Genomic DNA, 21,850 nt, shown 5'->3' with positions numbered 1-21,850 from the left:
TGTCCATGAACGCATCCTTCTCTTCCTCCCGGGTGCCGCTGCGCCAGGTCTGGCCGCCAGCCCTCGTCGCGCGCTATCGTGCCGCCGGCCATTGGCGTGGCGAGACCTTCCCGGGCTTCCTGCGCGAGCGTGCCGAACGCTTGGCCGGGGATATCGCGGTGGTCGGGGGGGATACCCGCCTGACATATGCCCAGCTGTGGCAGGAAGCCGGCCGCATCGGCGCCGGCCTGCTCGCGCAGGGCCTGGCCCCGGGCGACCGGGTCGTGGTCCAGCTCGGCAACGTGCCCGAGTTCGTCACCGTGGTGTGCGGGTTGTTCCGCGCCGGGCTGATTCCGGTCTACGCATTGCCTGCGCACCGCATCACCGAGGTCGCGCATTTCGCCCGCAAGGCCGAGGCCACTGCCTATATCGCTGCAGCGAGCTACGACGGTTTCGACTACCGCACGCTGGCGCGCGATCTCCAGGCGCAGGTGCCGGCAGTGCAGCACGTGATCATCGTGGGTGAGGGCGCCGGGTTCACCGCGCTGGAGGCTCTGGCAGGCGATCTTGAGCAGCTGCCACCCGATCCGGACCCGCAGTCCGTGGCCTTCCTGCAGATCTCCGGCGGCAGCACCGGCCTGTCCAAGTTGATCCCGCGCACGCATGACGACTACCTGTATTCATTCCGCGCCAGCAATGCGATCTGCGGCATCACCCAGGACAGCGTCTATCTGGTCGCGCTGCCCGCCGCGCACAATTTCCCGATGAGCTCACCCGGCTTCTTTGGCACGCTGTATGCCGGTGGCCGGGTGGTGCTCAGCCCGGGTGCCGGCCCGGAGACTGCGTTCGCCCTGATCGCACGCGAACGGGTCACCTGCATCGGCCTGGTGCCGCCACTGGCCCTGCTGTGGGCGCAGGCGGCCGCGACGACCACGCAGGATCTGTCCAGCCTGCAGGTGGTGCAGGTCGGTGGCGCCAAGCTGGTGCCGGAAGCGGCACGCCGCGTGATCGCCGGGCTGGGCTGCACGCTGCAGCAGGTGTTCGGCATGGCCGAGGGGCTGGTCAACTACACCCGTCTGCACGACAGCGAAGAGATCATCGTCTCCACGCAGGGCCGCCCGATCAGCGAGGACGATGAAGTGCTGGTGGTCGACGACCACGGTCATCCCGTCGCAGAAGGTGAGACCGGGCATCTGCTCACCCGCGGCCCGTACACCATCCGCTGCTACCACAACGACCCGGCGGCCAATGCGCGCGCCTTCACCGAGGACGGTTTCTACCGTACCGGCGACATGGTGCAGCGCCTGCCCGGCGGTTATCTGGTCGTGCAGGGCAGGGCCAGCGATCACATCAACCGGGCCGGCGAGAAGATTTCCGCCGAAGAAATCGAAGACCATCTGCTCGCGCACCCCAGCGTGTTCGATGCGGCCGTGGTCTCGATTCCCGACGCGTACCTTGGCGAGCGCAGCTGCGCCTTCATCATTGCCCAGGGCGAGCCGACCAAGGCCGCCAGCCTCAAGGCCTGGGTGCGCAGCCGCGGCCTGGCCGCGTTCAAGGTGCCGGACCAGATCGTGTTCGTCGATGCCTTCGGCACCACGGCGGTCGGCAAGATCAGCCGCCGCGAGCTGCGTGCCCAGCTGCGCGAACGTTTCATGCAACAGACAGGAGAAACGCGCTGATGGCGCTGCCAACGATCCAACCGTACCCCCTGCCGACCCAGGCCGAGCTTCCCACCGCGCGCGGCGCCTGGCAGCCGCAGAGCGAGCGCCTGGCGCTGCTGGTACATGACATGCAGCGGTACTTCCTGGCCGCGTTCGCGCCGGACACCGCACCGCTGGCCCCCGCCGTGGCCAACATCGCGCGCCTGCTCGCGCATTGCCGTGCGCGTGGCATGCCGGTGTTCTATACCGCCCAGCGCGGCCACCAGGACCGCTGCGATCGCGGCCTGCAGGCGGATCTGTGGGGCCCGGGCATGTCCGCAACCGACGAGCACGAAGCCATCATCGAGGCGGTGGCACCGCAGCCGGGCGACCATGTGCTGGTCAAACACCGCTACAGCGCCTTCCAGCGCAGCAACCTGGAAACGATGATGCGCGCCCGTGGACGCGACCAGTTGCTGGTCACCGGTGTCTATGCGCACATCGGCTGCACCGCCACCGTGGCCGAAGGCTTCCAGCGCGACATCGAGAGCTTCATCGCTGCCGATGCCGTCGCCGATTTCTCGCGCGCCGACCACGACCTGGCCCTGCATTGGATCGCCCGTACCTGCGGCATCCCGATGACCACCGATCACCTGCTGGAGACGCTCGCATGACCGCACTCACCCTGGAGCGCATGCGCGCCGATGTCGCCGAGATGCTTGGCGAAGCGCCGGAGGACATCGGCAACGATGAGAACCTGATGGACCTCGGGTTGGATTCGATGCGGGTGCTCGGGCTGGTGCTGGCCTGGGGCAACACCGGCATTGCGCTGGAGTTTGGCCATCTGGCCGAGCACGCCACCCTTGGCGGCTGGTGGAGCGTGGTGCAGCGCCTGCAGAACCGGGGCACGGCCGACGCATGAATGCCAGCGCGGTGCCCGACGCGGCGTGGCCACAGGCGCGCGGCCTGACCGAGGCCCAGGCAGGCCTGTGGTATGCACAGCGTCTTGCGCCGGACAACCCGGCCTTCAATACCGCACACGCGGTGTGGATCGAGGGGGCGCTGGATGTCCCCGCCTTCACACGCGCCGCGGACGGTGCTGCGCTCGAAGCGCAGGCACTGTCGCTGCGCATCGCCGAGGGCGGGCAGGGCACACCGGTGCAGTGGATCGACGCGCAGCATCGTCCGCGGCTGGAAGTGGTTGATCTGTCCTCGCATGCCAACCCGCAGCAGGCGGCGCAGGCTGCCATGCAGCGTGACCGCCTGACGCCGGTCGATCCCGCGCGCGACCGACTCAGCCAGCAGCGGCTGTTCGTGCTGGGTCCCCGCCGGTACGTCTGGTACCTGCGCGTGCATCACCTTGCCGCCGATGGCTATGGCATGGCGTTGTTCTCCGAGCGGGTCTGCACGCGATATGCGCAGGCCCACGACGACGGCACGCTGGCGCCACTGCTGCCGGTGCTGGACGAAGATGCACAGTATCGTGACGGCGAGCGCCGCGTCCGCGATGCCGCGTACTGGAAGGACGCCATGGCCGCTGCACCGGCGGCCGCAGGCCTTGGCGCAGGCATCGCCCCGGCCGCTCCGGATGCGATCCGCTTCGTGACGCCGATGGCACCAGCACTGCGCCAGCATGTATTGGAGGCAGCCACGCGGATCGGCCAACCGTGGCCGGATGTCTTGACCGCGCTGTCCGCCGAATACTCCCGCCGCATCAGTGGCGAAGCCGAGGCCATCATCGGCGTGCCCTTCATGGGTCGGCTGGGCAGCGTCTCCGCGCGCGTGCCGGCGATGGTGATGAATGTGCTGCCGCTGCGGCTGGCGGCCACGCAGGGCAGCGTCGATGATCTGGTCCGCGAGGTGGCCCTGCGCCTGATGCGCGGCCGCCGACATGGCCGCTACCGTGGCGAGCAGCTGCGCCGTGACCTCGGCCTGATCGGCGGCCAGCGGCGTCTGCACGGCCCGCTGGTCAATGTGCAGCCGTTCTACCGGCCGCTGCAGTTGTCTGGTGTGGAGGCGTCGCTGGAGGTGCTGTGCACCGGTCCGGTGGACGATGTGACCCTGGGCTTCCGGGGCGATGGCACGGCCGTGCTGGATCTGGAAATCGAGGCGAACCCCGCGCTGTATACGCCCGCCCAGATCGAGGGGCACGCCGCGCGCCTGCTGCACTTCATCGCGGCCGCGCTGGATGCTCAGGCCGCGGGTGAGGCGCTCAGCACGGTGCCACTGGCCACGCCAGCGGAACAGCAGCGCTATCTGTACGACGTCAACGCCACCGATCATCCGGCGCCGGATGTCAGCCTGGTGGAGCTGATCACCGCGCGCATGGCGCAGACGCCCGACGCCATCGCCGTCGTCTTCGGCGAGGCGAACCTGTCCTTTGGCGAGCTCGAACAGCGCAGCCGGGCTTTGGCGGTGCAGCTGCAGTCGCAGGGCGTGGGCCGCGAATCGCGCGTGGTCGTCGCGCTGCCCAGGTCACTGGAGCTGATCGTCGCCTTGGTCGCCATCCAGCGCGCTGGCGGTGCCTACCTGCCGGTGGACCTTGCTCATCCTGACGCGCGCATCGCGCGCATCCTGCAGTCTGCCGCGCCCGTGTGCGTGCTGGCACTGCCCGAGGATCGCCACCGGTTCGGTGCTGCGCCTGTCCTCAGCCCCGCGGCGTGGTCGCAGGCCACCGACACCCGCCTGGCTACCCAGCCGGCGCCGGGCGACGCGGCTTACGTCATCTACACCTCGGGCTCCACCGGCGAACCCAAGGGCGTGCTGATCGAGCACCGCGCCATCGTCAATCGCCTGGAATGGATGCGCGTCCACTACGGTATCGCGCCGGACGACCGCATCCTGCAGAAGACACCGGCCACCTTCGATGTCTCGGTGTGGGAGTTTTTCCTGCCACTGATCACCGGTGCCACCCTGGTGGTCGCGCCACCCGAGGCGCATCGCGATCCGCTCCTGTTGGCCGCGCTGATCCGCGCGCAGGGCATCACCACCCTGCATTTCGTGCCGTCCATGCTGGAGGCCTTCCTCGCGGCACCGGCATCCCACGGTCTGCAGCTGCGCCGCGTGTTCACCAGTGGCGAAGCACTCGATGCCGATCTGCGCGACCGCTTCCATGCACGCGTGCACGCCGAGCTGCACAATCTCTACGGCCCGACCGAGGCCGCGGTGGATGTCAGCTTCTGGCCGGCCAGCGCGGACGACGCGTCGCGCCCGGTGCCGATCGGCCATCCGGTATGGAACACCCGCTTGTACATCCTCGATGCGGGCATGCAGCCATTGCCCCCGGGCGTGGCGGGCGACCTCTACCTCGGCGGCGTGCAGTTGGCCCGTGGATACCTGGGGCGCGACGACCTCACCGCCGAACGATTCCTGCCCGATCCGTTTGTCAACGGCGGTCGCCTCTATCGCACCGGCGATGTGGCGCGCTGGCGCGACGATGGCGCAGTGGAGTATCTGGGCCGAAGCGACCACCAGGTCAAGCTGCGTGGCCTGCGCATCGAACTTGGGGACATCGATGCCGCGCTGCGTACCGCGCCCGGCATCACCCGGGCCGAGGTGCTCCTGCGCGAGGACCGCCCAGGCGAGCGCCGGCTGGTGGCCTATGTGCCCATCGGCGCGCCCGATGCAGCGGCGCTGCGCGAGCACCTGGTCAAAACGCTGCCGGACTACATGGTGCCGTCCGCCTTCGTCGCCATCGATCACTGGCCGGTGACAGCCAACGGCAAACTGGACCAAAATGCCTTGCCGGCCCCCGCACAGGCATGCACGGAAGGTGTCGCACCCCGGACCAGCACCGAGCGCGAAGTTGCTGCCTTGTTCGCGCAGGCGCTCGGCATCCAGGGCCCCATCGGCATCGAGGCCGACTTCTTCACACTTGGCGGTGACTCGCTGAGCGCGGTTCACCTCCTGCTGGCGATCCAGCAGCGCTGGCGCTGCGATCTGGGCCTGGGCACGGTGTTCGCTGCACCAACGGTCGCCGGTCTGGCGGCGCGCATCGATGCGCCACCGGCCGCGACCGATCATGGCCTCGCGCCACTGATCCAGCTGGCCACCGGCGATGCCGCGCTACCACCGCTGTTCGTCATCCATCCCGCGGGAGGCATCGCCTGGAACTATCGCGACCTCGCGCGTGCGCTGGCACCCGCCCGCGACGTGCATGGGCTGCAATCGCCCGCCCTGGATCTGGAGCAGCCCATGCCCACGACCATCGATGCCCTGGCTGCCAGCTATGTGGACCGGATCCTGGCGTTGAACACGCCGGGCCCGGTGCATCTGCTGGGCTGGTCGGTGGGCGGCATTCTGGCGCAGGCGATGGCGGTCCACCTGCGTGCGCGCGGCCGCGACGTCGGCCTGCTTGCGCTGCTGGATGCCTACCCCAGCGAGTGCTGGCGGGCTGAGCCGGAGCCGGACCCCATCGCGGCAGTGCGGGCGCTGCTCGCCATCGCCGGGCACGATCCCGATGCCCATCCCGAGCTGGACACCCGCGAGCGCATCCTCAGCTTCCTGCGTCGTGGCGACAGCGCGCTGGGCAATTTGCCGGATACGGTGCTTGATGGCGTGGTGCGGGCGGTCACTGGCACCAACCGGTTGATCCGCGCCCACCATCACCGCCACTTCGACGGTCCATTGCTGCACGTCCGCGCCGGGCGCGACCATCTTGCCCGGCCGCAGCTGCAGTCGCGGCTGTGGCAGCCTTACGCCGTTCACCTTGAGGCGCTCGAACTTCCGTTCCTGCATGCCGAACTGACCGGGCGCGACGCGGTCGCCCAGCTCGCCCCTCATCTCAATCACCGGCTCCAGCAATGGGACCGCCGCCTCAAGATGCCCGTATGAAACTCACCGGCTTCAACAACACCATCGCGTTGGTGACCGGCGCCGGGGGTGGCATTGGCGCGGCCCTGGTCAAACAGCTGCGCCAGAGCGGCTGCACCGTGATCGCCACCGATGTGGTGGCACCGGTCATCGCGGATGAGGCAGGGCAGCCCAAGGCCTACGCCAACGCGCTGGATGTGACCGACTCGGCTGCCGTGGATGCACTGGTTGGCTGGATCGAAGCGGAGATCGGCGCGATCGGCTTCGGCATCAACGTCGCCGGGGTACTGCAGACGGGTACCGTCGCCGAGACGGACGATGCGCAATGGCGCAGGGTCTTCGCGGTGAATACGGACGGCGTGTTCCATGTTTCCCGTGCGCTGGCACGGGTGATGTCGCCGCGTCGAAAAGGCGCCCTGGTCACGGTCAGCTCCAACGCGGCTGGGGTACCGCGCCACGGCATGGCCGCCTATGCGGCCTCCAAGGCTGCCTCGACCATGTTCACCCGATGCCTTGGCCTGGAGCTCGCACCGCTTGGCATCCGCTGCAATATCGTCGCCCCGGGGTCGACCCTGACGCCGATGCAGACGGGCATGTGGGCAGACGAGCAGGGCGCAGAACGTGTGATCCAAGGGAGTCTGGAGACATACAAGGCCGGGATTCCCCTACAGAAACTCGCTCGCCCGGATGACATTGTGTACGCCGTCATGTTTCTTCTCTCCGACCAGGCGGGGCACATTGCTATGAGCGACGTTTACGTGGATGGCGGCGCCACACTCCGCGGGTAATTCAGACCGGGTGATTCGATCCAATCACACCGATCAACAGGGCCAACAGCCTGCGCCGCGCCAACTGCGATAGAGCGCGCAGAAACCAATTTGTGCAAGTTGGTTCATAGAGAATCGGCCGTCGCCTCGCTTAAGGTGCCGATCAGCCGCGTAGACACTGAAGCTGATACGGTGCTGCAGCTTCGTGCCTGCGTTTTAGCAGGCAGTACGGATGCGTGCTCGTCGCTTGGGGAAGCGGAAGAGCAGATCGACGCGTCTGTGCAGATTCCCTTCTCGAGGCAACGTCATGAAACGCATAGTGATTGCGGACGACCACCCGGTCGTGCGAACCGGGCTTCAATCGATCCTCTCGCGAGACCCGCGCTTCGAGGTCATCGGCGAAGCGGCCGATCCCGAGCAGCTGGAGGAGTTGCTCGCCACCCGCGCCTGCGAACTGCTCATCACCGACCTGTCAATGCCATGGAGCCGTCGCCCGGATGGCGTGCGCATGCTCGCTGCGATTTGCCGCGACTATCCCGGGCTGCCCATCTTGGTAATCACCGCCTTCAGCAACGAGCAGATTCTTCGTGCAGTAGCCAAGCTCGGCGTTAGCGGCATCCTGGACAAGACCAGCGCGCTGCCGGTGCTGATCGAGGCGGTCGACGCCGCGCTCGCAGGTGAGCGCTACTTCGCGCCGGTGCTGGAGCAGCGCCTGAGGTGCAAAGTGCAGCGTGGTGCTGGGCTCACCGCCCGTGAGTCAGAGGTGGTCCGGCTTCTCGCACACGGCCTGAGTGTCAAGGATGTCGCCGACATCCATCGGCGGACGATAAGTACCATCAGCCGGCAGAAGGGCGCCGCTATGCGTCGCCTGGGCCTGCACTCGGACTATGCGCTGCTTGATTACGCACAGTCGGTCGGGTTGTCGCCGGGGGGAGGTCCCGGCGGTGAGCGTTGTTCGTTGGCGTCGATCGGAAATCTGCCGCTTGGCCGGCGGACGCCATCCCGCAAGTCTTAACGACCAGCACGCGATGCACACATCCTGTTTTTATCAAGTTGTTGCATGGTGCGCTGCAGCTTGCATCTTTAGTGTTGCGTCCTGCCCGCGGTTGCCGGTCTTCGGCATCTCTCGCTGCGGTCAGTCTCCTCCATCACTTCGCAAGGATAGAACGCAATGACTCTGCTAAAGAAGCTCTCATTGGCCACTGCGCTGGCCGCTGTCTCCCTGTCCGCCAATGCTTTCGACGCCGACATCAAGGTCTGGGCCAATGTCGACCCGACCCTGGCCCTGCTCAAGGCCGATGGCACCGCGCTGGATTCGGTCGTCAACATGGTCCACAACCCGGTCACTGGTCTGGTGCCGTGGTCGCAGCAGGTGCGCGTCTACTCCAACGATGAAGACAAGGACATCGAAGTGCGCGTCGGCAGCACGCCGCAGCTGCTCAACACCGATGGCAGCGGCGCCCCGGTGCCGCTGACCGTCAGCCTCAACGGCAAGGCGCTGACCGTGGCCGCGCAGGACTTCGCCGCCTCGGAGCTGTTCGACGGCGCGCTGCCGGGCGCATCGATCCCGATGCCGCTGCGTATCGCGCAGACCAACCAGGCGCCGATCGCCAAGGGCGGCACCTACGAGGGCGTCGTCACCATCGCCATGCAGCAGAAGACCACCAGCCCGTAAGGCGCCCGCGCCGGCCCGCTCCCCGGGCCGGCCGCTTCCGGTAACACCCCCATGAAATCTCCCGCACCCGCCGTCACCCGGCTGGCGGTCGCGCTCGCCCTGTCGTTGGCCACGCCCCTGGTCGCGGCGCGCGGCGTTCCCGCCGGTTTCGAGGATCTGGTCGAAGGCCAGACCGAACAACTCGAGGTACGCCTGTTCGGTCGTTCGACCGGGCTGGTGCCGGTGCGCGTGACATTGGAACACGTGCAGCTGGAGGCCCCGGCGGAGGCGCTGCAGGCATTGCAGCTGCCGGCCGAGGCACAGACCGCGTTGTTGCCAGCGCTGTCGCAGCCGCTGCCGCGCAACAGCCATCTGGCCTGCCGTTACGGCGGCGCCAGCGCCGGTTGCGGTTACATCGATCCCCCCGAGGAGCCCACCGCCGTGCGCGCGCTGTATGACGAAGGCGAGGGCGCCGTGCGCCTGTTCGTTGCCCGCCAATGGATTCCCGGCGAACCGGCCGCCGAGCGCTACCACCAGGTCAGCGCCAATGCCGAAAATGCCTTCCTGCACCAGCACACCCTCAATGTCAGCGGTGGCCGTGGTTACCAGTCGCTGGCCGCGCAGGGCACCGGTGCCCTGGGCGTATTCCAGCGCGGGCACCTGGCCGCCGACTGGACCTTCAGCCAGCAGCATTATCGCGGTGGCCGTGCCAACCGTGATTTCCAGCTGGACAACGCCTACTACCGCCATGACCTGGGGCAGCAGCATTACCTGCAGGCCGGGCGCATGGACCGCCGTAACCTGAGCAGCCCGCAGGGCGGCACCTTCAGCTTCAGCATGCTGCCGATGGACCGCTTCCAGGGCCTGCGCCTGGGCACCACGCAGGCCTACGTGGATTCGGCGGCCGCCGTACAAGCCACGCCGCTCACCGTGCTGCTGGCACGCGATGCACGGGTGGATGCGTTCGATGGCGAGCGCCTGCTGCAGACCTTCTACCTGCAGGCCGGTATCAACCAGCTCGATACGCGCCGGTTTCCGCTGGGCAACTACACCGTCACCCTGCGCATCTACGAAGACGGTGTGCTGGTGCGCAGCGAGGACGCGCCGTTCGACAAGGGCGGCGACTGGACCGACAGCAGCGTGCAGTGGTTCATGCAGGGCGGCCGCCGCAACGAGCGCCGCAGCGACCGTTTCAACGACGAGCTGGCAGCGATGGCCGGCCTACGCGTGCCGGTTTCGCGCAACGTGGCAGTGACGGCCGGCATCGCCGACCTCGGCGGCTTCAGCTATGGCGAACTGCGGCTGGACCTGCGCCACGTGTTCGCCACCCAGGAGATCCGCGGCACCTTCAGCGGCATGCACGGCAGCGACGGCAGCCGCGGCCAGCAGCATCAGCTTTCGTATCGTCGCCGCGCCTCGTGGAATGTGTACCACCAGCGCATGCGCGGCCGCGCCTGCCAGTTCGAGGACGACGCGCGCGACCGGCTCGGCTGTGCCGACTCGCTCAGCGCCTCGATGGCGCTGCCAGTGGCGGGCGGCAACGCCTACGTGGCCTACACCCGCCGCCAGACCTGGCGCGCAGGCACCGTGCAACCAGGGCTGGGGGATGACCCGCTGGCCGGGCTCGACCCACTGTTGCCGCCGTGGGTGCCACAGCCCACGCGCGTGCCGCAGCTCAGCCGCACCTGGCAGGCCAGCTACAGCCGCAGCCAGCGCTGGGGCGAGTTCAGTGTTTCCAGTCGCATCGGCGTGTGGCAGCAGACCAGTGGCGGTGGCCTGCGCGATGGCCGCGACCGCGGCATCTATTTCAACGTCAGCCTCAATCGCCTGCAGCGCGGTGACCGCGGGAGCTCGCAGCGCCGCTACGGCCTGGATGTGCGCCAGCCGCAGCACGCGCGGCCCGACGTCAACTACAGCGCCGGCCAGACCCTGCGCCAGGAATACGAAGACCAGTACCGCGAAGTGTCCGGCGAACTGCGCGGCAACAACAACGAACGGTACAGCGCCACGCTGAGCGGGCAGCTGCAGAACCGCATCGGCCAGACCGGTGCCACGGTATCGCGCTACCAGCACCAGGGCGGCAACGAGGTGGCGTACAGCGCCACACACAGTTCCGGGCTGGCCATCGGCACACGCGGCCTGTACTGGGGCACGGGCATCGGCGCCGATGCCGGGCTGGCGGTGCAGGTGGATGGCACCGACGACCTGGACCTGACCGGCGTTGCCGCCGAACTGCAGGTGGGTGGATTGCGCCGGCAGCGCCTGAAGCTGGGCGAACGCCGCCTGCTGCCGGTGTCGGCCTACCAATCGCACCGCGCCGAAGTGCAGGACGCCAGCGCACTGGACAGCATCGCGGCCGTGCGTGTGAGCGGCGTGGGGGGCGCACGCCCGCTGTTCCTCTCGCCCGGGCGGCTGGTGCGCATGCCGGTGCCGATTGAAGTGACCTACACCTTCATCGGCAACGCCCACGACATCGCCGGTGCACCGCTGCGCGGCGCCCGCATTCTCAACGCGCCGGTGCCCGGCACCGGCAGCAACGGAGGCTTCGTGGCCGACTTCCCACGACGCGAAAAGACCCTGTACCTGCTGCAGGACGACCGACTGCTGCACTGCCCGCTGCAGGTGCGCGAGCGCCGCAGTGTGGTGATGCTGGTGGGCGCCGTGCAGTGCGAACCGCTGGCCGTGGCCCAGCTGCCCGCCGACATCCGCCATCAGGCACGAGTGACGCGACTGCTGCAGGAGCAGGCGTTGATTGCCGCCACGCCGCAGACCGCAGCAGCGGGAGGTGCGCAGTGAACCGGCGGGTGTGGTGGGTAATGGCGGTGCTGTGTGTGCTGGCGCCGCGGGCGATGGCGCAGCGGCCGCCGGAGACGCATCCGACGAGTGAGCATCGCGACATCGTGATGAGCTGGGATCGCTCTGCGATGCCGGGGGATATCGAGCTGTGGGCGCCGAGGACTGTATTCGGCTACGAGCAGCAGGGAACGTTGGAGTACGGCCGTATGTTCATGACTTGCAGCTCAAACTCCAGCTCAAGGCGCGGAAAGTGCCCCACCAGTGACACTCTCGAGAATGGCGTCGGCAGCAATAGCAGCATTCCATTGCGGTTTACAGAAAGCCGGAGTGGCATGGAAGTTGATATCGACGTCACTGCAGCAATTCGGCGCATTGATGCCACAGGTGCATGCAGCTTCGACTACTGGTCTGGCCCTTTCAGGCCAATCTGGTCGTCAGTTACGGGCTCATGCGGAGGTGTAGATCGAGTTGGAACTGCGGTAGAGATGAAGTTGAGCTCCGGCCAGTTGGAGCAGCTTGTAGCTGGGCACTGGTCAGCAAAACTTGATTTGGCTTTGAGAAAGCCACCGCACCAGCATCTCGCTGATTACTCATTCACTTTCGACTTCACCATCACCGACTACAACGCGGTCTCCATCTACTTCCCGCTCTTCGACCAGGTCACCCCGCACGTCGGCCTGAACCTGCAGTACGACCCGATCGCACAGACCGTCGGCGGCCGAACCCAGCTCGACATGTGCCTGTACGACGGACTGGGCTCGCAGAGCCAGTACCTGGGCGTCACCGTGCGCGACAGCGGGCCGCGTCCTCCGGGGCCTTCCGGCTACTCGGTCTGGCATACCGACGGCGGCAGCGACGCCACGCAGCGCGTGGACTACACCGTCACCCTCGATCACAACGGCAGCGCCATACCGCTGCGCAACGGCGTGGAGCAGCTGCTGCACGGCATCGACACCGCAAAGCTGCGCCTGGTGCTGCTGCCCGGCATGACGCAGCCGGTGTTCTGCGTGCCCACGCCTTTGACGCTGGACACCCCCCGCGTGCCGGTCAGCAGCAAACGCCCCGGCTATTACGACGGCGATCTCAAGGTGGAACTGCGCGTTCCCACTGTCACGCCCTGATTCCCATGGAGCCCCCGATGAAGCCTCTCATTCGCTGCCTGCTTCCCTTGTCGCTGCTGATGGCGATGCCTGCCTACGCCAATCTCACCGTGCACCCCATGCGCACCTCGGTGGATGCGAAGAAGGGTGCGCAGATCCGCATCTACTCCCAATCCACCCAGCCACAGTACGTGCAGGTATCGATCAAGCGCATCGTCGATCCCGCCGGGGAAAACGAGCAGGAAGTGGAGGTGGAGCCGGGCGATGCCGCCATTGCGGTAACGCCAGGCAAGTTCGCGCTGGCCGGTGGTGGCAATCGCCTGATCCGGGTGATTCCGCTGCAGCCAGTCGAGAAGGAAACTGCCTACCGGGTGTACTTCGAGGGCGTGCGTGGCCCTGAAGGGATTGAGCACGCAGTCGAGGGCGAGCGTGCGCAGGCCAACATCGGCGTCAGCCTGGTCTGGGGGGCGTTGGTCAATGTGCTGCCTGCGCAGCCCGCCATGGCGGTGCAGGTGGAAGGCAATCGCCTGCGCAACACCGGCACGGTGCGCGTGGGCATCACCAGCATTGCCGATTGCGATGGCGCGCGCTGCACCGCGCACGACGTATCGCGAAGCCTGTATCCCGGCAGTGATCTGGAGCTGCCTTTCCCCGTGCAGCCGGGACACACGCTGCAGATGCGTTACCGCCTGACCCGCGATGGCTATCGCGAGCACGTACAGACCCTGGCGCCCAGCGCCGGTTGATTCCCCAGCCCCGCCAGCAGGGCTGGCGGGCTTTCACTTGAACTGGCTGTTAAGGAGTAAGCAATGAACCGTATCTACAGACGTGTGTGGAATCGAACCCGTCAATGCTGGGTTGTCGCCAGCGAACTGGCATCGACGGCAGGAAAACCGCGGTCAACGGTTGCGGGCGCAGTGTTGCTTGGGCTTGTTCTTGCGGTTCCCTCAGCAGAAGCTGGCGGCATCATCGCGGCTGATGAGTGCGATGAATCCATCTGGCAGGCGCTGTGCCTGAACGCGGAGGTGCGCGCGGGATCTTCTTCTGCATACTCGTTGTTCGCAGCTACGCCACGTGCAGGCGGACTTGCGTTGGAACTTGGCCATCAGGCCAAGGCCAATGGCTATGGCAGTTCGGCCGTGGGTCCGGAGGCAAGGTCCGAGGACTTCTACTCTGCTGCGTTCGGCTGGAGGGCGCTGGCCGGTGCGTCCTGGAGTATTGCCGCGGGTGCCAACGCCCAGGCAACCGAGTCCTTCGCCATAGCGATGGGCAGGGATTCAAAGGCATCCGCCATGAGTGCAGTTGCTATTGGTGGTCAGGCTGCCGCCAGTGGACGGTCATCGGTCGCACTTGGGAGTTCTGCTGTTGCCTCAGCCGAGACCGCACACGCGCTTGGCTACCTCAGCCAGGCAACCTCACAGTACGCGACCGCGGTGGGGGCCGTCTCCAAGGCATTCGGTGCATACTCAATCGCGGTGGGCAACCACGCGACGGCCATTGGCGATGACGCCATCGCAATTGGACGAAGCGCAAGGACCGTGGACAGTTCCGCTGGCGTGTCTCGTATCGCCATCGGCGGAGGCTCGTTTGCGGGCTCGGATGGATGGACGGGAGCAATCGCACTGGGCGGTCTGTCGAGGGCCGAGAACGATGCTATTGCCTTGGGCTATGGAGCGCGGGCCTTGGGCGAGGGGGCGCTGAGCATGGGGCGCGGGGCTCAGGCATCAGGGAAGGGGGCGACTGCCTTCGGGAAATCTGCCTTGGCCAAAAATGAGTATGGTATTGCGGTTGGCTACGAAGCGCTGACGGGTAGCACTCACGCAACCGCAGTCGGTACTCGTTCGAGTGCAACTGGAATTGGCGCTACAGCTTATGGAAATTCAGCCTATGTGAATGGGCGCAATGGTCTGGCAGTAGGTAATGGCTCTCGTGTCGACAACGGCAGTTCAGAAGGCGCGATAGCGATCGGCGCCGATTCGCGCGCGGGGGCGGATGGATACAACGGCGCCATTGCCCTCGGCGGTAACAGCACTGCCAGCCACGACAGCATTGCCATTGGCTACGGCGCATCCACGAGTGCTGCCGGCGCCATTGCACTGGGTCGGGGTTCTGTTGCGACCGAGGCAAATACGGTTTCGGTAGGTAGCGGGGCCACCAAGCGCCGGATCGTCAATCTGGCCGATGCGAGGCTGTCCAGTACCAGTACCGATGCGGTTACCGGCAAGCAGCTCAATTCCACCAACACCAACGTGACCAGGGCCCAGACCGCTGCCGATGCAGCGAAGGCAACAGCCGCGGCAGCACAGTCCACGGCCAATACGGCCAATACCAATGCCAACACAGCGTTGGCCAAGGCCAATGCGGTCAGTGGCCTGGTCAGCCAGGTCTCGGCCAGCGGCAACGTGCGTATTGGCGGCGAGAACACCGGCACCGTGCTGGATGTGCGCAACAAGTCCAACGCAGTTCGCAGTATCTCTGGTTTGAAGGATGGGGCGCTGAGTACGACCAGCACCGAGGCGGTCACGGGCAAGCAGCTCAACGCCACCAATACCAATGTCAGCAAGGCGCAGGCTGCAGCCGATGCAACGGCTGCGCGGCTGAATGCCAGTGCGGTGGCACTGGGCGCGGGAGCTGTCGCGGAGCAGGCCAGCTATGGCATCAGTACTGCGCTGGGTAACAACGCCAAAGCCTACAACGGCAAGAGCGTCGCCATGGGCGCAGACGCTCGCGCGACGGTGGATGACGCGGGTAACAAGATCAGTGGCAACGGAGGTGTGTCCATCGGTGCTGGCACCCGCAGTGGCAACGGTGCGGTAGCGCTCGGACTGGATGCTGTTGCAACGGGTGATAGGGGCGTTGCTGTCGGTCATGAGGCGTCCGGCAAAGGCACGCACGCAACGGCACTTGGCTTCCAGAGCAACGCCTCTGCCAGCCAGGCGACGGCGGTCGGGCGCGGAGCGGTTGCCAGCAGCCTGTATGCCTCGGCACTGGGTAATCAGGCGAGTGCTACGGCGCAGAGCGCGTTGGCCCTCGGTGATCGCGCCAGTGCGACACATGCGGGCGCGGTTGCGCTCGGCAATGGCTCAGCCACGACTTCCACCAATCAGGTGTCGGTGGGCAATGGCTCGTTGAAGCGCAAAGTGGTCAACGTGGCCGATGCCGCCTTGAGTACGTCCAGCAGTGAAGCGGTGACCGGCAAGCAGCTGCATGCCACCAACACCAGCGTGGCTGCGGTGAAGGCGACCGCAGAAGGTGCGCAGGCGCGGGTGGCGGTACTGGATGGTCTGGTGGGGCAGGTGTCGGCGAGCGGCAACGTGCGTCTGGGCGCAGACAATACCGGCACCGTTATCGACGTGGCCAACAAGACTGGCGTCAAGCGCAAGCTGCAGAATCTGGCCAATGGCGCGCTCAGTACGTCCAGCACGGATGCAGTGACTGGGCAGCAGCTCAATGCCACCAACAGCGAAGTGACCAGTGTGCGCACGGCCGCAATCGCGGCGAAGACGGCGGCCGACGCTGCCCGTGGCGTAGCCGATGGCGCTGTGCTGAAGGCTGATGCGCTGTCTGGACTAGTGGGCCAAGTGTCTGCCAGCGGCAATGTTCGCCTGGGTGCAGAGAACACCGGCACGATTGTGGATGTCGCAAGCAAGAGCGGTGGCAAGCGACGCATCTACAACATCGCCAACGGCACGCTGGGTGCGGGCAGCACGGATGCTGTGACCGGACAGCAGCTGTTTGCAACCAACGCCTTGGTGGAGACGCAGCGACAGGCTTTGGCTGGGCATGCGCAGCAGCTGACGGGCCAGGATGGGCGTATCGCAGATAACCGGCTCGAGCTGGATGCGCTGCGTGCGGACTTCGACAACTTTGATCCGGATCTGGATGGCGTGGTTAAGTTCAGTGCTGACCGCCAGCTGGTGGACATGGAGGGCGCCCGCGTATCGGGTGTGGCGGCGGGTGATGTCAGTTCTGCGACCAGTACGGATGCGGTGAATGGTGGGCAGTTGTTTGCGGCCAATGAGAAGGTCGCGGCGCTGGAAGTGGCAGGAAAGTTCGTATCAGTCGGTGCTGGTGGAGATCAGAAGGCGTCGAGGGCAGGGATGGGATCAGTAGCCATTGGAGACTCGGCGGAGGCAACCCCTGATGGTGAGGGCGGAGTTGCCCTAGGTGCATATGCACGTGCTATCGGGAAGAATTCCATCTCGATCGGCCGCGCAGCGTTCGTCGCTCAGGACGCGGAAGGTGGGTTTGCTTTGGGAGTCGGTACATCTGTCAACGCGAGTCAAGGAATGGCTTTGGGTGCAGAAAGCCGAGTCCAAGCTGGGGCTGATAACGCTGTTGCAATTGGCTATGGTTCGATTGCGTCCCAGCCTGACACAGTGTCGTTTGGGAACGACAACGTCCAACGCAGATTGACGGGGATTTCCCGTGGCACTGGCGAATACGATGCTGCCGCTATCGTGCAGTTGGCTGAGTCTCTCTCTGCCTTGGGCGGCGGCGCCGGGCTGGATAGCTACGGTGGTGTAAACAACCCCATCTACAACGTCCAAGGTGGGACGCAGACCAACGTTGGGGATGCTTTGGCCTCACTCGATGGTGCAGTGGTCAGGTCAGGCAGTCGCGTAGATGGCCTCGAAGGTCAGCTGCGCGCGACGTTCCAGCAGTCGCCCTCAACCCGGGCAGATGGGATTGGTCAACTGAATCTGGCCGGTCCGCAAGGCATGGTTCTGTCGAATCTTGCCGATGGCCGTATTGCCGCTGGTAGTCGCGATGCGGTGACTGGTAGCCAGCTGTATGCAGCCAAGCAAGATATCGCCGACAACAGAAGCGAGATCGATCAGATGAAGGAGCAGCGAAAGGGCCTGGCTGGCTTTACTCGCCAAGGTCCGATTGACTTTGCTGGCGCTCGGATTACCGGTCTGGCCGATGGTGATATCAGTTCGGCATCGAGCAGTGATGCCGTCAACGGCGGGCAGTTGTATACGACAAACAGCAGACTTACTGATCTGGAGGATTCACAACGGTTCCTGTCGGTAGGCTCAGCCGGTCCGGCAGTTTCCGCACGAGCTGGTTTGGTGGGTGTTGCGCTAGGTGATTCGGCAGTGGGAGTTGGCGAGGGCGCGACTGCGTTGGGCAGTTTCTCCCGCGCAGGAGGCAAGAACTCTGTCGCTCTTGGTCGTGCCGCGCATGTCATGGAATCTGCGGAGGATGGCTTCGCCGTGGGTGTAAGGTCGGTGGTTGACGCGGAGAAGGGCATTGCAATAGGCGCTGCGAGCTCAGTCCAGGCGGGTGCCACCTATAGTGTTGCCATTGGTAGTGGTTCTATCGCCAGAGATGCTCTTACTGTTTCGTTCGGAGAAGGGGCTCTCCAGCGTCGCCTCGTCAACGTAGCCAACGGCCGCAACACCAACGACGCAGCCACCATCGGCCAGCTCCGCGGCGCCCTGTCCGCCCTCGGCGGCAACATCGACGCCAACGGCAACGTCACCACCCCCGGCTTCAACATCCAGGGTCATCACCAGAGCACCGTCAACGACGCTCTCACCACGCTGGACTCCGCCGTAGTCACCACCGGCTCCCGCATGGATCGCGTCGAAACCCAGCTCCGCTCGGTCTTCCAGGAAGCCCCCTCCACCCGCAGCGACGGCACTGCCCAGCTCACCCTGGCCGGCGCCAACGGCATGGTCATCTCCAACGTGGCCAACGGCCTGATCGCCGCCGGCAGCCGCGAGGCGGTCAACGGTGGCCAGCTGCACGCCGTGCAGCAGCAGCTCAATGGCCGCATGGATGGGCTGGAGCAGCGCGTGGATGGCCAGCCGCAGTCGCGTGCGGTGGCTACCGCTTCGGCCGCACCGACCGAACAGGTCACGCCAACGCCGGAGGCCAGCGATTCGCCGCAGGTGGCCTCGGCAGGCGAGGGCGCGTCGCCCACGCCGCAGCCGAAGTCGAAGAAGGACGACACGCCGTCGCCCACGCCACAGGTCGATACCGCTGAACTGGAGAAGATGCTGGCCCGCGCCAACGAGTACACCGATGGCGCCATCAGCAACTTCGAACGCCGCCTGGACAAGATGGACAAGCGCTTCAACCGCATGGCCGCGATGAGCAGTGCGCAGACGGCCATGGCCATGAACACCGCTGGCTTGGCCACCTACAACCGCCTCGGCGCGGGCGTGGGCTATGCCGAGGGTGAGTCCGCCATGGCGGTGGGCTACCAGCGCGTGCTCAACGACAAGGGCTCAGCCACCTTCAGCCTCAATGGTGCGTTCACCAACAGCGGTGAGCAGAGCGTGGGCCTGGGTGTAGGCATCGGCTGGTAATCGTCCCCTCCCATTGCAGGGAAACACCGGCGCTCCCCGGTCCGTCATTGCGGACCGGGGAGTTTCTTTTTGTGTCGTGGCGTGCGGGCCCGGGCGGGCAGATGCCACGCCGCCGTGGGCTCAGGCGCCTGGGTCCATCTGCGCCAGCAGGCGGTCCATCTCGTCCAGGTCCGCGGCGCCCGGGTCGCCGTTGATGGCATGGTGCTTCAGGCAGCCGTCGATCTGGTCCAGCGTGACCAGCGTGGCCGCATCCCCGACCATCGAGGCCGCCCCGCGGATGCGGTGGCTCATCGCCAGCGCCCGCCGCCATTCGTGGGCCACGATGGCCTCGCGCAGTGCGGCAATATCCCGGGGGATCTGCGTGCGATACACCGCCAGCACATCCAACGGCGTCGCCGCCGCCGGCCGCAGGGCCCTGGCCGGGTTCATGGCCGTGCAGTGCGTGGCCACATCGAACGCAGGCCAGTCGATGGGCTTGCACAGGGTCGCCGCGATGCCGGCGGCCCGGTAGCGGGGTGGACGGGTGACGTCGGGTGATGCCGAGATCGAGACCACTCGGGCGCCCAGCCACGCGCGCGTCCGCTCCAGGGCGCGGATCGCCTCGATTGTTTCCAGGCCGCTGGCATCCGGCAGTGCATCGTCCAGGGTGATCAGGTCGAAGGGGCCGGCCTGCGCCAGTTGCTGCAGTGCCTCATGGCGACTGGTGGCGCCGCGCACCTCGAACCCGCGCTCGCGCAGCCGGTGGCTGATGACGTCGGCGATCAGGGGCTGGTCTTCGATGACCAGGGCGCGCGCGGGCCGGTCGTTGTGGTCGGACAGGTGGCCGGGCAGGGCCGGCGCCGGCTCCGTGCGCCGCTGCGCGGGCAGGGTGGCAGTGAAGGTGGACCCCACGCCTGGTTGGCTGCGCACGGTGATCTGCCCGCCCTGCGCCGTGGCGATGCGGCGGCACAGGGACAGCCCCAGCCCGGTCCCGCCGCGCTGCCGGCCGTCGCGGGTGGTACTGAAGGCGCCGAAGATGTCGTTCAGATCTTCGGCGCTGATGCCTTCGCCGGTATCACTCACACGCAGCACCATCCGGCCGCGCTCGCCCACGCCCGCCTCGAATCTCAGGCGCACCGATACGGTTCCGGCATCGCAGAACTTCACGGCGTTGGAAATCAGATTGCTGGCGATGTGGCGCAGGGCGCGGGTGTCGCAGCTCGCGTGCTCCAGCACCGGCTGGTCGAGATCGAACAGCAGGGCGGTGCCCTTGGCCGCGGCCACCGGCCGGGATGCGCTCAGGCAGCCGGCCAGTACGGTGGCCGCGCCGGGCTGCCACTCCACGGGTGCATGGCTGTGGCGATCCAGGAACATGAATTCCAGCGCATTGGCCAGGGTGTGGTGCAGCGAAGAGGTGGCCGCGCGGGCGGATGCGATCACGGGCGCGGCGGCCGGGGTGGGGACGGTGGATTCAATCAGGTCGATGGCGGAAATGACCGAGGCCACGCCATTGCGCACTTCGTGATTGACCAGGGTCAACATGCGCGCCGTGCTGGCCTGCAGCGCCGCGGTCGCCCGCGCATTGCGGTAGGCCTGGATGATCACGAAGGCCGCACCAAGGATGGACAGCACCAGCACGATGATCGGTGTGCGATAGAAAGAGAGGACGGCACGGAGAGTGGGAGGCGAGCGATACAGGGCATCCATCCACCGGCCGACCAGATCCTGCTGGGTGTCCAGCGGCAACGAGCGGAACGCCTGATGGGCCCGGTCCATCTCGGCGGCGCGCGCAGGATGGGAGGCGACCCGGATTCGCACGGAGGGGCCATCGCTGGCCGGATGCACCGCCAGCGTGGTGCTGTTGCCCCGGCGTGCGAGTGGAATCAGGATGGCGTCCATGCCCAGCGCCGCGTCCACGGTGCCGCTGTCCACCGCGGCCACCATGTCTGCCGCGGCAGGCAGTGGAAACACCTCGATCGCGGGGTGGTGAGCGGCCAGATAGCCGTGGTACTCCCCGTTGCCGATCACCGTGACACGCTTGCCCTCCAGGGCGGACAGGGCCCGCACGGGGGAGCTGCTGCGGGTGAGCAGGACCGAGTCGCCGGCATAGAAGACCGGTGAAATCACCGTGGCCGTGGGCAACAGTGCCGCGGTGCCCGGCAGCGCGAACGCCAGCCCGTCCACCTCCTGCTGCGCAAGCAGGCCGAGTGCGTCGCTGAAGGTGGTGGCCCCGGCCACCTGGATCTTGATGCCCGAGAGCGCCTCCACCGCCTCCACGTAGGCACGTGCACCGCCCAGCGAGGAAGGCCCGCCCAGCCCGTACGGGCCGCCCAACTGCGGACCGGCGGCCAGCACGAAGGGCGGCTGCCGATCCGAATGAGCGGGGAACAGCGTGAGCAGCAGCGCCCCGGCAGCGAGGAGGATGGTCGCCAGCAGGCTGGCCTGCAACGCGACCCGACGTTTACCCGCGATGTTTTTCATGTAAGTACGCTCGCACCCGATCCACGCACAAGAACGGCACCGGCAAGGCGCCGACGGTGCTGTGGAAGCTGGTGCGCGCAGCCACGAATCCAGCCTTGCACGACACCAGGAGGCGCTCAATGTGCGTTTCCGACGATGGGGTGTCGTATCCGGCACGAGGCGCTGGGTCTGCGCAGTGCGTCTCGCAGGCCTCCACGCGCCCTTCACGGCGATTGGCTCGATCGGCATGGCAGTCGAAGCTCATCAACGTGCATCGCGCAGCTGGCGACGATGCGATCGGTCAGCTGCCTGCATCACCTTGGACACTCGCACCGTCCTCACG

Annotated in this window: 12 protein-coding genes; 11 read left to right on the top strand and 1 reads right to left on the bottom strand. The window is 66.6% G+C overall.

What is annotated here, in order from left to right; translation table 11 throughout:
• The first annotated feature begins 5 nt into the window (after nucleotides 1-5).
• The 11 genes from C0R07_RS14840 to C0R07_RS14790 all read left to right on the top strand — a co-directional run bounded on the left by C0R07_RS14840 (nucleotide 6) and on the right by C0R07_RS14790 (nucleotide 19,068).
• Nucleotides 6-1,658 (top strand): (2,3-dihydroxybenzoyl)adenylate synthase, encoded by a 1,653-nt coding sequence (locus tag C0R07_RS14840; RefSeq protein WP_102789287.1) that lies wholly within the window; start codon nucleotides 6-8, stop codon nucleotides 1,656-1,658.
• Nucleotides 1,658-2,293 carry an isochorismatase family protein gene (locus C0R07_RS14835; RefSeq protein ID WP_070473978.1) on the top strand — a complete coding sequence of 212 codons (636 nt, stop codon included), beginning with the start codon at nucleotides 1,658-1,660 and terminating at the stop codon, nucleotides 2,291-2,293. The genes C0R07_RS14840 and C0R07_RS14835 overlap by 1 nt, the downstream gene beginning before the upstream one ends.
• A complete protein-coding gene (locus C0R07_RS14830; protein WP_070473980.1) occupies nucleotides 2,290-2,541 on the top strand; it encodes a phosphopantetheine-binding protein in 252 nt (83 codons plus the stop codon). The genes C0R07_RS14835 and C0R07_RS14830 overlap by 4 nt, the downstream gene beginning before the upstream one ends.
• A complete protein-coding gene (locus tag C0R07_RS14825; RefSeq protein ID WP_070473982.1) occupies nucleotides 2,538-6,452 on the top strand; it encodes a non-ribosomal peptide synthetase in 3,915 nt (1,304 codons plus the stop codon). The genes C0R07_RS14830 and C0R07_RS14825 overlap by 4 nt, the downstream gene beginning before the upstream one ends.
• Nucleotides 6,449-7,219 carry a 2,3-dihydro-2,3-dihydroxybenzoate dehydrogenase gene (locus tag C0R07_RS14820; RefSeq protein ID WP_070473984.1) on the top strand — a complete coding sequence of 257 codons (771 nt, stop codon included), beginning with the start codon at nucleotides 6,449-6,451 and terminating at the stop codon, nucleotides 7,217-7,219. Before C0R07_RS14825 ends, C0R07_RS14820 begins: the two co-directional genes overlap by 4 nt.
• A gap of 286 nt (nucleotides 7,220-7,505) precedes the next feature.
• Nucleotides 7,506-8,213 (top strand): response regulator transcription factor, encoded by a 708-nt coding sequence (locus C0R07_RS14815; protein WP_167390380.1) that lies wholly within the window; start codon nucleotides 7,506-7,508, stop codon nucleotides 8,211-8,213.
• 156 nt (nucleotides 8,214-8,369) lie between these two features.
• Entirely contained in the window at nucleotides 8,370-8,873 is a 504-nt protein-coding gene (locus C0R07_RS14810; protein ID WP_102789286.1) for a CS1 type fimbrial major subunit, read from the top strand.
• 51 nt (nucleotides 8,874-8,924) lie between these two features.
• Entirely contained in the window at nucleotides 8,925-11,648 is a 2,724-nt protein-coding gene (locus tag C0R07_RS14805) for a TcfC E-set like domain-containing protein (protein ID WP_102789285.1), read from the top strand.
• Between the two features lie 20 nt (nucleotides 11,649-11,668).
• Nucleotides 11,669-12,769, top strand: coding sequence for a CfaE/CblD family pilus tip adhesin (locus C0R07_RS14800; RefSeq protein ID WP_102789284.1), 1,101 nt, complete (start codon nucleotides 11,669-11,671; stop codon nucleotides 12,767-12,769).
• A 17-nt stretch (nucleotides 12,770-12,786) separates the two neighbouring features.
• Nucleotides 12,787-13,494 (top strand): pilus assembly protein, encoded by a 708-nt coding sequence (locus tag C0R07_RS14795; RefSeq protein ID WP_102789283.1) that lies wholly within the window; start codon nucleotides 12,787-12,789, stop codon nucleotides 13,492-13,494.
• 63 nt (nucleotides 13,495-13,557) lie between these two features.
• A complete protein-coding gene (locus C0R07_RS14790) occupies nucleotides 13,558-19,068 on the top strand; it encodes an ESPR-type extended signal peptide-containing protein (protein WP_102789282.1) in 5,511 nt (1,836 codons plus the stop codon).
• A gap of 120 nt (nucleotides 19,069-19,188) precedes the next feature.
• Here C0R07_RS14790 and C0R07_RS14785 read toward each other — a convergent pair whose 3' ends face one another.
• Nucleotides 19,189-21,528, bottom strand: coding sequence for an ATP-binding protein (locus C0R07_RS14785; RefSeq protein ID WP_167390379.1), 2,340 nt, complete (start codon nucleotides 21,526-21,528; stop codon nucleotides 19,189-19,191).
• Nucleotides 21,529-21,850 lie beyond the last annotated feature (322 nt).

The sequence above is a fragment of the Stenotrophomonas bentonitica genome (assembly GCF_002887735.1).
Lineage (GTDB): Bacteria > Pseudomonadota > Gammaproteobacteria > Xanthomonadales > Xanthomonadaceae > Stenotrophomonas > Stenotrophomonas bentonitica_A.
This window is presented reverse-complemented; position numbering and strand designations above follow the sequence as displayed.

Excerpts from the sequence above, each read along its gene's own strand:
- C0R07_RS14840 (WP_102789287.1), top strand. The coding sequence starts at position 6 with ATGAACGCATCCTTCTCTTCCTCCCGGGTGCCGCTGCGCCAGGTCTGG.
- C0R07_RS14835 (WP_070473978.1), top strand. The coding sequence starts at position 1,658 with ATGGCGCTGCCAACGATCCAACCGTACCCCCTGCCGACCCAGGCCGAG.
- C0R07_RS14830 (WP_070473980.1), top strand. The coding sequence starts at position 2,290 with ATGACCGCACTCACCCTGGAGCGCATGCGCGCCGATGTCGCCGAGATG.
- C0R07_RS14825 (WP_070473982.1), top strand. The coding sequence starts at position 2,538 with ATGAATGCCAGCGCGGTGCCCGACGCGGCGTGGCCACAGGCGCGCGGC.
- C0R07_RS14820 (WP_070473984.1), top strand. The coding sequence starts at position 6,449 with ATGAAACTCACCGGCTTCAACAACACCATCGCGTTGGTGACCGGCGCC.
- C0R07_RS14815 (WP_167390380.1), top strand. The coding sequence starts at position 7,506 with ATGAAACGCATAGTGATTGCGGACGACCACCCGGTCGTGCGAACCGGG.
- C0R07_RS14810 (WP_102789286.1), top strand. The coding sequence starts at position 8,370 with ATGACTCTGCTAAAGAAGCTCTCATTGGCCACTGCGCTGGCCGCTGTC.
- C0R07_RS14805 (WP_102789285.1), top strand. The coding sequence starts at position 8,925 with ATGAAATCTCCCGCACCCGCCGTCACCCGGCTGGCGGTCGCGCTCGCC.
- C0R07_RS14800 (WP_102789284.1), top strand. The coding sequence starts at position 11,669 with ATGGCGGTGCTGTGTGTGCTGGCGCCGCGGGCGATGGCGCAGCGGCCG.
- C0R07_RS14795 (WP_102789283.1), top strand. The coding sequence starts at position 12,787 with ATGAAGCCTCTCATTCGCTGCCTGCTTCCCTTGTCGCTGCTGATGGCG.
- C0R07_RS14790 (WP_102789282.1), top strand. The coding sequence starts at position 13,558 with ATGAACCGTATCTACAGACGTGTGTGGAATCGAACCCGTCAATGCTGG.
- C0R07_RS14785 (WP_167390379.1), bottom strand. The coding sequence starts at position 21,528 with ATGAAAAACATCGCGGGTAAACGTCGGGTCGCGTTGCAGGCCAGCCTG.